At 72.2% G+C, this 10,359-nt stretch carries 8 protein-coding genes; 3 read left to right on the top strand and 5 right to left on the bottom strand.

Annotated elements, in window-relative coordinates; all coding sequences use genetic code 11:
• Positions 1 to 428: 428 nt before the first annotated feature.
• The 5 genes from CP969_RS14995 to CP969_RS14975 form a co-directional block, all read right to left on the bottom strand.
• The gene (locus tag CP969_RS14995; protein ID WP_004987749.1) at positions 429 to 1,472 is read right to left on the bottom strand and encodes an ABC transporter substrate-binding protein; all 1,044 of its coding nucleotides are present in this window, start codon (positions 1,470 to 1,472) and stop codon (positions 429 to 431) included.
• 274 nt (positions 1,473 to 1,746) lie between these two features.
• Positions 1,747 to 2,907: an acyl-CoA dehydrogenase family protein gene (locus CP969_RS14990; RefSeq protein WP_004987750.1), complete on the bottom strand. Its 1,161-nt coding sequence runs from the start codon at positions 2,905 to 2,907 to the stop codon at positions 1,747 to 1,749.
• A 5-nt stretch (positions 2,908 to 2,912) separates the two neighbouring features.
• Positions 2,913 to 3,869 carry a hydroxymethylglutaryl-CoA lyase gene (locus tag CP969_RS14985; protein WP_016826159.1) on the bottom strand — a complete coding sequence of 319 codons (957 nt, stop codon included), beginning with the start codon at positions 3,867 to 3,869 and terminating at the stop codon, positions 2,913 to 2,915.
• Positions 3,866 to 5,806: an acetyl/propionyl/methylcrotonyl-CoA carboxylase subunit alpha gene (locus CP969_RS14980; RefSeq protein WP_016826160.1), complete on the bottom strand. Its 1,941-nt coding sequence runs from the start codon at positions 5,804 to 5,806 to the stop codon at positions 3,866 to 3,868. The genes CP969_RS14985 and CP969_RS14980 overlap by 4 nt, the downstream gene beginning before the upstream one ends.
• A gap of 26 nt (positions 5,807 to 5,832) precedes the next feature.
• Positions 5,833 to 7,449, bottom strand: coding sequence for a carboxyl transferase domain-containing protein (locus CP969_RS14975; protein ID WP_004987754.1), 1,617 nt, complete (start codon positions 7,447 to 7,449; stop codon positions 5,833 to 5,835).
• A gap of 88 nt (positions 7,450 to 7,537) precedes the next feature.
• On the opposite strand from CP969_RS14975, the gene CP969_RS14970 reads away from it, so the two are divergent.
• From CP969_RS14970 to CP969_RS14960, 3 genes are all read left to right on the top strand, one after another.
• Positions 7,538 to 8,134 carry an SACE_7040 family transcriptional regulator gene (locus CP969_RS14970; protein ID WP_004987755.1) on the top strand — a complete coding sequence of 199 codons (597 nt, stop codon included), beginning with the start codon at positions 7,538 to 7,540 and terminating at the stop codon, positions 8,132 to 8,134.
• Between the two features lie 152 nt (positions 8,135 to 8,286).
• Positions 8,287 to 9,444: an acyl-CoA dehydrogenase family protein gene (locus CP969_RS14965; RefSeq protein ID WP_016826161.1), complete on the top strand. Its 1,158-nt coding sequence runs from the start codon at positions 8,287 to 8,289 to the stop codon at positions 9,442 to 9,444.
• Between the two features lie 35 nt (positions 9,445 to 9,479).
• Positions 9,480 to 10,358 carry an acyl-CoA thioesterase gene (locus CP969_RS14960; RefSeq protein ID WP_016826162.1) on the top strand — a complete coding sequence of 293 codons (879 nt, stop codon included), beginning with the start codon at positions 9,480 to 9,482 and terminating at the stop codon, positions 10,356 to 10,358.
• Position 10,359: the final 1 nt, after the last annotated feature.

The following is a 10,359-nucleotide window of genomic DNA, read 5'->3' as shown; positions in this document are numbered from 1 at the left end:
GACGGGATGCGGGTGGCGGCGACTCGAGGGCGGCGGCGGTTTCGGACGGGGCGCTCCCGTCAGCCCACGGCAGGAGCGGGCCGGTGTCCCCGGGCGGCCCGGAAGCGGATCGCCCGGTCGTCGGCGCGAGCGGGCCGGGGGAGGGCGGCACCCGGTCGCCGGTCGGGGGGGCCGACGTCCCCGCCACCGGTGGGCGTCGCGCCCGAGCGGTGCGACCGGCCCGCTCCGGCCCGGATGCGGCAGGAACGGCGGCAGGGGCCGGCCGGGTCCCCCGGAGCGGAAGCCCCGCGGCCCGGGGCCGGTGAGGGCGACCCGGGCCGGGGACGGGCCGGGCCGCCTCGTCCGTACGGCCCCGAGGGCGGAGGAACGGAACGGGGCGGCCGCGGCGGTGGTCACGTACGGCTCCCGGGGGAGAGGGCGGGGAACGGTCAGCTGACCTTCTTGGCCTTCTCGATGGCCTCGGCGAGGTTCTCGACCAGCGGGACGCACTTGTCGTAGGACAGGATCGGCTCGGCGGAGCGCGGGATGACCTGGCCGGCCTTGACCGCGGGCAGCTTCTTCCAGGTCGCCTCGGTGATATCGGCGGGCTGGATGGTCGAGGTGCGGTCGTCCATCATGATGATGTCGGCCGGGTACTTGTCGACGTTCTCCCAGCTGAGGCTCTCGAACCAGCCGCCGCCCTCGGCCTTGGCCTTCGCCGGCGGCTCGACGAAGTCCACGCCGAGGGCCTTGAAGTACTCCAGGTCGACGGAGAGGTCGGTGCCGGAGACGTAGAAGATCTCCTGGCTCGCGGAACCGGCCATCACCTTGATGCCGGGGTTGGCCTTGACGGCCTTGCGTAGCCGCTCCGAGGCCTCCTCGAAGCGCTTCTTGGCGTCGGCGGCCTTCGCCGCCTTCATGTCGCCGCCGAGCGACTCGGCGAGCTCCCACATGCGCTGCAGCGAGGCGGTCAACTGGCGGTCGTAGACGGAGATGCCGACGCTCGGGGCGAGCTTGGCGATCTTGTCCTTCGAGGACTCGGGGACGTACCAGAGGGTGCCGGCGTCGTCGAACATGGTGGAGATGAGGACGTCGGGCGCGAGGGCCGCGTACTTCTCGACGTTGAACTGGTCCCAGACGTTGCCGAGGATGGTCACCTTGCTGATGTCCATGTCCCCGGCCTGGACGTCGGCCTTGCCGTCCTTGGTCTCGGTCGGGCCGAAGACGCCCTTGACCTCGATGCCGTAGTCGTACAGGGCGGCGGCGACACCGGTGAACGCGACGATGTTCGCGGGGACCTCGTCGAGCTTCACGGTGGTGCCGCGGTCGTCCTTGAAGGACCAGGGGCCGGACCCGGCGGCCCCCGTCGCGTCCGAGCCGCCGCTCTTCGCGTCGTCGTTCCCGCAGGCGGCGAGCACGGCGCCGAGTCCGAGGGCGCCACCGGCGGCGAGCAGTCCGCGACGGGAGAGGCGGGCGGTTCTGGCGTTCGACATGGCGGGGTCTGCTTTCGTGCGTACGGAGCCGAAGGGTGCGCGCTCACGGCCCTGTGGCTGTAAACAGGCTTAGGTTAGCCTAACCTCATGATCTGTCCAGAGGGTGCCCCGTATGCATCCCTTCACGGACCGTCGGAATGCGCGCCCGCACCGTGATCCCCGTCACGCGGGAGGGGTTCCGTCACCGGGCCCGCCCGGCGACGGAACCCCTCCCCGGGCCCGCGACGCGGTGACCGGTCCGCGCCCTTCCGGGCGCGGACCGGTCACGGACGGCTCAGCCCGCCAGCCCCAACTCCCGGGCGATCAGCATCCGCTGGACCTCGCTGGTGCCCTCGCCGATCTCCAGGATCTTGGAGTCGCGCCACATCCGGGCCACCGGGTACTCGTTCATGAAGCCGTAGCCGCCGTGGATCTGGGTCGCGTCGCGGGCGTTGTCCACGGCGACCGTGGAGGAGTACAGCTTCGCCAGCGCCGCCTCCTTCTTGAAGGGCTCCCCGGCCACCAGGCGGCTCGCCGCGTCGCGCCAGGCGAGGCGGGCGGTGTGGGCCTTCATCTCCATGTCCGCGATCTTGAACTGGATGGCCTGGTTGGCGCCGATCGGGCGGCCGAACGCGTGGCGTTCCTTGGCGTACTTCACCGACTCGTCCACACAGCCCTGCGCCAGGCCCGTCGCCAGCGCCGCGATGGCGATGCGGCCCTCGTCCAGGATGCGCAGGAACTGCGCGTAGCCCCGGCCCTCCTCGCCCAGCAGGTTCGACGCGGGGACGCGGACGTCCTGGAAGGACAGCTCCCGCGTGTCCGAGGCGTTCCAGCCGACCTTCGAGTACGGGGCCGCCACCGTGAAGCCCGGCGTGCCCGACGGGACGATGATCGCCGAGATCAGCGGCTTGCCGCCGGGCCCCCGCCCGGTGACCGCGGTGACCGTGACCAGGCCCGTGATGTCCGTGCCCGAGTTGGTGATGAAGCACTTGGTGCCGTTGATCACCCACTCGTTCGTCGCCTCGTCCAGACGGGCCGTCGTACGGGTCGCCCCCGCGTCGCTGCCGCCGTCCGGCTCCGTCAGCCCGAACGCGCCCAGGACCTCGCCCGAACACAGGCGGGGCAGCCACGCGCGCTTCTGCTCCTCGGTGCCGAACAGGTGCAGCGGCATCGCGCCCAGGGAGACCCCGGCCTCCAGGGTGATGGCCACCGACGAGTCCACCCGGGCCAGTTCCTCCAGGGCCACGCCCAGCGCGAAGTAGTCGCCGCCCATGCCGCCGTACTCCTCCGGGAACGGCAGACCGAACAGCCCCATGCGGCCCATCTCCCGGACGATCTCGTACGGGAACTCGTGCCGCTCGTAGAAGTCACCGATCTTCGGCGCCACGACGTCGTGTGCGAACTCCTCGACCGTCCGGCGGAGTTCTTCCAGTTCGGGGGAGAGCTTGTGGTCCATGGCGTTCACTGCTCCTGGTGGGAGAGGGCTCGTACGGTGCGGGACGGGCTGGGTCGGCCCAGGTGGGCGGCCATCCAGACGCTGGTGGCGACGAGACGGCCGAGGTCGACCCCGGTGTCGATGCCGAGTCCGCGCAGCATCCACACGAGGTCTTCGGTGGCGAGGTTGCCGGTGGCGGACTTCGCGTACGGGCAGCCGCCCAGTCCGCCGGCGGAGGCGTCGACCGTGGTGACGCCCTGCTGGAGTGCGGCCAGCGTGTTGGACAGGGCCTGGCCGTAGGTGTCGTGGAAGTGCACGCCCAGCGCGGACACGGGTACGTCCGCCCCGGTCAGCGCGGAGAGGAGCGCCGTCACATGGCCCGGCGTCGCCACCCCGATGGTGTCGCCCAGGCTCAGTTCGTCGCAGCCCATGTCCAGCAGGGCCTTGCAGACCTCCACCACTCGGGCGACCGGGACCGCGCCTTCCCACGGGTCCCCGAAGCACATCGAGAGGTAGCCGCGGACGTGGACGCCCTCCGCCTTCGCCCGGGCCACCACCGGCTCGAACATCGCCAGCGCCTCGTCCACCGTGCGGTTGAGGTTGGCCTTGGCGAAGGACTCCGTGGCGCTGGCGAACACCGCCACCCGCCGGGCGCCCAGCGCCAGCGCGCGGTCCAGGCCGCGCTCGTTCGGCACCAGGACCGGCAGGGACACCGGCAGGTCGGACACCGCCGGGTACAGCTCCTCGGCGTCCGCGAGCTGGGGCACCCACCGGGGGTGGACGAAGCTCGTCGCCTCGATGGTGGTCAGGCCGGTGCCGGCCAGGCGGCGGACGAACTCCGCCTTGACGGCCGTCGGGACGGTCGCCTTCTCGTTCTGCAGGCCGTCGCGCGCGCCGACCTCGTGGATGCGTACCCGCGCGGGCAGGCCCTCGGCCGGTACGGCCATGGGCAGGCCCAGGTCCGGGGCGTCCGGGATGCTCATGCCGTCTCCTCCTCCACGTCCTCCACGGGGGCGATGACCGCCAGCACCTGGTCCATGGCGACCGTGGTGCCCGGCGCCACGTCCAGTTCGGTGACCGTGCCGGCGTGCGGGGCGGAGATGACGTGCTCCATCTTCATCGCCTCCACCACCAGCAGGCTCTGGCCCGCGGCCACCTCGTCGCCGACGGCGACCTTCACCACCGTCACCGTGCCCGGCATCGGCGCGGTCAGCGAGTCGGCGCCCGCCCGGCCGGCGCGGGTGAGGGACGCGGTGACCGGGTCGTGGTCGCGCACGTGCCAGGCGTCGCCGTCCCGGCCGAGCCAGTCGGCGGCCCGGTGGAAGGTGTGCCGGACGCCGTCCAGCGTCACCGACATCTCGTCCTCGGTGACGGTGTGGGAGCCGCGCGGGGTGTGCTCCACCGGGTCGGTGACCCGCAGGTGGAAGGCGGCCGGTCGCGCCGTGCCGCCCATGCGCCAGCCGTCCGGCACCGAGAACGGGTCGGTCCAGCCGTCACCGCGCGGGCGCAGCGCCTCCAGGCGTACGGCCGCCGCCGCCTCGTACACCTCCTCGGGCACGTCGGTCGGGACCAGGCCCTCCGCCTCCCGCTCCACCAGCCCGGTGTCCAGGTCGCCGGAGACCACCGCCGGGTGCGCCAGCAGCCGCCGCAGGAACCCGGCGTTGGTCGGCACGCCCAGCGTGACCGTCTCCGCCAGGGCCGCCCGGAGCCTGCGCAGCGCGCTCGCGCGGTCGGGGCCGTACGCGATCACCTTGGACAGCATCGGGTCGTAGAGGCTGCCGACCTCCGTGCCCTCGGTGAGGCCGGAGTCGGTACGCACGCCCTCGCCCCGCGGTTCGCGCAGCTTCAGCACCGTGCCGCCGGAGGGGAGGAAGCCGCGGGTGGGGTCCTCGGCGCAGATGCGGGCCTCCACCGCGTGACCGGTGAGCCGGACGTCGTCCTGGCCGAAGGGCAGCGGCTCGCCCGCCGCCACCCGCAGCTGCCACTCCACCAGGTCGAGACCCGTGATCAGCTCGGTGACCGGGTGCTCCACCTGGAGGCGGGTGTTCATCTCCATGAAGTAGTAGGAGGACGGGTCGCCGCCGGGGACGATGAACTCCACCGTGCCCGCGCCCCGGTAGCCGCAGGAGCGGGCCGCCTGGACCGCCGCCTCGCCCATCGCGGCCCGGGTCTCCTCGTCGAGGAGCACACTGGGCGCCTCCTCGATGATCTTCTGGTGGCGCCGCTGGAGGGAGCACTCGCGCTCGCCCAGGTGGACGACGCCCCCGTGGCCGTCGGCCAGCACCTGGATCTCGATGTGCCGGGGGCGGTCGATCCACCGCTCGACCAGCAGCGTGTCGTCGCCGAAGGAGGCGCGGGCCTCGCGGCGGGCGGCGGCGATCTCGTCGGCCAGCGCCGAGGCGTCCCGCACCAGGCGCATGCCCTTGCCGCCGCCGCCCGCGGACGGCTTCAGCAGCACCGGCATGCCGATCCCGCGGGCCGCGTCGGCGAGCTGCGCGTCCGACAGCCCGCTGCCGCTGGAGCCGGGGACGACCGGGACACCGGCCGCCCTCACCGTCTCCTTGGCGCGGATCTTGTCGCCCATCAGGGCGATCGCGTCCGCCGGGGGCCCGATGAACACCAGTCCCGCCTCCGCGCACGCCCGCGCGAAGCCGGCGTTCTCGGCGAGGAAGCCGTACCCGGGGTGGACCGCCTGGGCACCGGTGCGGGCGGCGGCCTCGAGCAGCCGCTCCACCGACAGGTAGCTCTCCGCGGCCGGTGCCGGTCCGATCCGCACCGCCGTGTCGGCCTCCCGGACGTGCCGGGCGTCGGCGTCCGCGTCGGAGTACACCGCCACCGAGCGCACGCCCATCGACCGCAGCGTGCGGATGACGCGGACCGCGATCTCGCCCCGGTTGGCCACCAGCACCGTCTCGAACATCTGAGCTGTCATCGTCAGGGGTCCCCTCACATCCGGAAGACGCCGAACTGGGGGTCACCCAGGGGCGCGTTGGCGCACGCGGTCAGGGCCAGGCCCAGGACCTGCCGGGTCTCCATCGGGTCGATCACGCCGTCGTCCCAGAGGCGGGCCGTCGCGTAGTAGGCGTTCCCCTGGCGCTCGTACTGGGCACGGATCGGGGCCTTGAAGGCGTCCTCGTCCTCGGCCGGCCACTGTTCGCCGCGCGCCTCCAACTGGTCCCGCTTGACCGTCGCGAGGACGGAGGCGGCCTGCTCGCCGCCCATCACCGAGATCTTGGCGTTGGGCCACATCCACAGGAAGCGGGGGGAGTAGGCCCTGCCGCACATGGAGTAGTTGCCCGCGCCGTAGGAGCCGCCGACCACGACCGTCAGCTTCGGCACGCGGGTGCAGGCGACCGCCGTGACCATCTTGGCGCCGTGCTTGGCGATGCCGCCCGCCTCGTAGTCCCGGCCGACCATGAAGCCGGAGATGTTCTGCAGGAACAGCAGCGGGATCCCGCGCTGGTCGCACAGTTCGATGAAGTGGGCGCCCTTCTGGGCGGACTCCGAGAACAGGATGCCGTTGTTGGCGACGATCCCCACCGGGTGGCCGTGGATCCGGGCGAAGCCGGTGACCAGGGTCTGCCCGAACTCCGCCTTGAACTCCGCGAACCGGGACCCGTCGGTGATCCGCGCGATGACCTCCCGCACGTCGTAGGGGGTGCGGGAGTCGACCGGCACCGCCCCGTACAGCCCGGCGGGGTCGACCTTCGGCTCGACGGCCGGCTCGACCTGCCAGGGCAGGGGGCCGCGGGCGGGGAGCGTGGAGACGACGGTCCGCACGATCCGCAGCGCGTGCGCGTCGTCCTCCGCGAGGTGGTCGGTGACGCCGGACACCCGTGAGTGCACCTCGCCGCCGCCCAGCTCCTCCGCCGTGACCACCTCACCGGTGGCCGCCTTCACCAGGGGCGGGCCGCCGAGGAAGATCGTGCCCTGGCCCCGGACGATCACCGCCTCGTCGCTCATCGCCGGGACGTACGCCCCGCCGGCCGTGCAGGAGCCGAGGACCGCCGCGATCTGCGGGATGCCGGCGCCGGACATCCGGGCCTGGTTGTAGAAGATCCGCCCGAAGTGGTCCCGGTCCGGGAACACCTCGTCCTGCATCGGCAGGAAGGCGCCCCCGGAGTCCACCAGGTAGACGCAGGGGAGCCGGTTGTCCAGGGCCACCTCCTGGGCGCGCAGGTGCTTCTTCACCGTCATCGGGTAGTACGTGCCGCCCTTGACGGTGGCGTCGTTGGCGACGACCACGCACTCCCGGCCGCTGATCCGGCCGATCCCGGCGATCACGCCGGCCGCCGGGGCCTGGCCGTCGTACATCCCGTCGGCCGCCAGCGGGGCCAGCTCCAGGAAGGGCGAGCCGGGGTCGAGGAGGGTGTCCACCCGGTCGCGCGGGAGCAGCTTCCCGCGTGCGGTGTGCCGCGCCCGCGCCTTCTCGCCGCCGCCGAGGCGGGCCGCGGCCAGCTTGCCGCGCAGCTCCTCGACGAGCGCGCGGTGCGCCTCCTCGTTGGCCCGAAAGGCCTCCGACGCGGGATCGGCCGCGCTGTGAAGCTCCGGTGCCTGTTGCATCCTGCGGGTCCCCTCACCTTGTTAATGAGCGTTAACGCATGTTCCTTCAGGTTAACGACCGCTAACCGCGCTGTCTAGAATCGTTCCCATGGCCACCAGAACCGACGCCCCCACCCGTCGCGAGCAGATCCTCAAGGAGGCCGCCCGGCTGTTCGCCGAGCGCGGCTTCCACGGCGTCGGGGTCGACGAGATAGGCGCCGCGGTCGGCATCAGCGGACCCGGGCTCTACCGGCACTTCGCGGGCAAGGACGCGATGCTCGCGGAGCTGCTGGTCGGGATCAGCGAGTCGCTGCTGACCGGTGCGAAACGGCGCCTGGGGGAGGCCGGGGGCGTGGCCCCCGGGGCGGTCCTCGACTCGCTGATCGAGGGGCACATCGACTTCGCGCTCGACGACCGCCCCCTCATCACCCTGCACGACCGGGAGCTGGACCGCCTCCGGGACGCCGACCGGAAGCTGGTCCGCCAGTTGCAGCGGCAGTACGTCGAGCTGTGGGTGGGGGTGGTCCGCGAGGTGTACCCGGAGCTGGCCGAACCGGCCGCCCGTTCGGCGGTCCACTCGGTGTTCGGCCTGCTCAACTCCACCCCGCACCTGGCCCGCCCGGGATCCCTCCCCGGACGCGAGGCGACGGCCGGACTGCTGCACCGGATGGCGCGGGGGGCGTTCGCGGCGGCGGCGCCGGAGTGACTCCCGGAGCGTCCGCGGTGACGGTCCCGGAGTGACTCCCGGAGCGTGACGAGCGTTACGGCACCCCCTCTCTGGACGCCTGTCCGTACTCGCCGGTATCTTTGGATCTGAGCAAGCGCTTAGACATGCCCGAGGCAAGCGGAGGTGGCGGAGTGCGCCGTACGATTTTCAACGAGGATTACGAGGCGTTCCGGGAGACCATCCGCGCCTTCATCGAGGCCGAGGTCGTCCCCGTCTACGACGAGTGGTTCGCGGCGGGACAGGCGCCCCGCGACTTCTACTACAAGCTCGGTGAGCTGGGCATCTTCGGGATCAGCGTGCCCGAGGAGTTCGGCGGCGCGGGCCTGGACACCCACAAGTTCGAGGCCGTCCTCTACGAGGAGACCGCTCGCGCGGGCGTCCAGTTCGGCGGCTCCGGCGTGCACGTGCTGCTCGCCCTGCCCTACATCAAGATGCTCGCCACCGACGAGCAGAAGAAGCGCTACCTGCCGAAGTTCGTCACCGGCGAGGAGATGTGGGCCATCGCGATGACCGAGCCGGGCACCGGCTCCGACCTCGCGGGCATGAAGACCACGGCCAAGCTGAGCGAGGACGGCACGCACTACGTCCTCAACGGCGCCAAGACCTTCATCACCGGCGGCGTCCACGCCGACAAGGTGATCGTCTGCGCCCGCACCGCCGCCCCGACCGCGGAGGACCGCCGGCACGGCATCTCCCTGTTCGCCGTCGACACCAAGTCCGAGGGCTACTCCGTCGGCCGCAAGCTCGACAAGCTGGGCCTGCGCACCTCCGACACCGCCGAGCTGGCGTTCGTCGACGTCAAGGTCCCCGTCGAGGACCTGCTCGGCGAGGAGAACAAGGGCTTCTCCTACCTCGGCCACAACCTGGCCTCCGAGCGCTGGGGCATCGCCTTCGGCGCCTACGCGCAGGCCAAGGCCGCCGTCCGGTTCGCCAAGCAGTACGTGCAGGAGCGTACCGTCTTCGGCAAGCCGGTCGCCCACTTCCAGAACACCAAGTTCGAGCTGGCCGCCTGCCAGGCCGAGGTGGACGCGGCCGAGGCCGTCGCCGACCGCGCCACGGAGGCCCTGGACGCGGGTGAACTCACCCCCGCCGAGGCCGCCAGCGCCAAGCTGTTCTGCACCGAGGTCGCGCACCGCGTCATCGACCGCTGCCTCCAGCTGCACGGCGGCTACGGCTACATGAACGAGTACCCGATCGCCCGCCTGTACGCGGACAACCGCGTCAACCGCATCTACGGCGGCACCAGCGAGATCATGAAGTCGATCATCGCCAAGGACATGGGCCTGTAAGGTCCGCGAAATCCCTGGCGTATACAACTGACCCCATGAGTCAGGCACTACGGGATCTCCTCGATCTGCTCGACCTCGAGCAGATCGAGGAGAACATCTTCCGCGGACGGTCCCGCTCCGCCGTCGTCCCCCGCGTCTTCGGCGGGCAGGTCGCGGCGCAGGCGCTGGTCGCCGCCGGGCGGACCGTCCCCGAGGACCGGCCCGCCCACTCCCTGCACGCGTACTTCCTGCGCCCCGGCGACCCCGGCGCGCCCATCGTCTACACCGTCGACCGGATCCGCGACGGCCGCTCCTTCACCACCCGCCGGGTGGTCGCGGTCCAGCACGGCAAGCCGATCTTCCACCTCTCGGCGTCCTTCCAGACGCACGAGGAGGGCCTGGACCACCAGGAGCCGATGCCGCCCGCACCGGACCCCGCCGCACTGCCCACCTCCGAGGAGCGGCTGCGCGGCTACCCCCACCTCGCCCCCGAGGTCGTGGACCGCTTCCTGGAGGCCCGCGCCGCGGTCGACCTGCGCTACGTCGACGAGCCGCCCTACGGCCGCTTCGGCGAGCCGCGCGAACCCCACTCCCAGGTGTGGTTCCGCACCAACGGCAAGCTGGACAGCGACGTCGACGACCCCCTGCTGCACGTCGTGCTCGCCACGTACGTCTCCGACATGACGCTCCTGGACTCGGTCCTCCTCGCCCACGGGCGCGGCGGCTGGGCCGTCGGCGACGTCGTGGGCGCCTCCCTGGACCACGCCATGTGGTTCCACCGCCCGTTCCGGGCCGACGAGTGGCTGCTCTACGACCAGCAGTCCCCGTCGGCCCACGGCGGCCGGGGCCTCGGCCAGGCCCGCATCTACACCCAGGACGGCCGCCTCGCGGTCTCGGTCATCCAGGAGGGCGTGGTCCGCGTCCCGCGGAGCTAGC

Source organism: Streptomyces viridosporus T7A (genome assembly GCF_008704515.1).
Lineage (GTDB): Bacteria > Actinomycetota > Actinomycetes > Streptomycetales > Streptomycetaceae > Streptomyces > Streptomyces viridosporus.
This window is presented reverse-complemented; position numbering and strand designations above follow the sequence as displayed.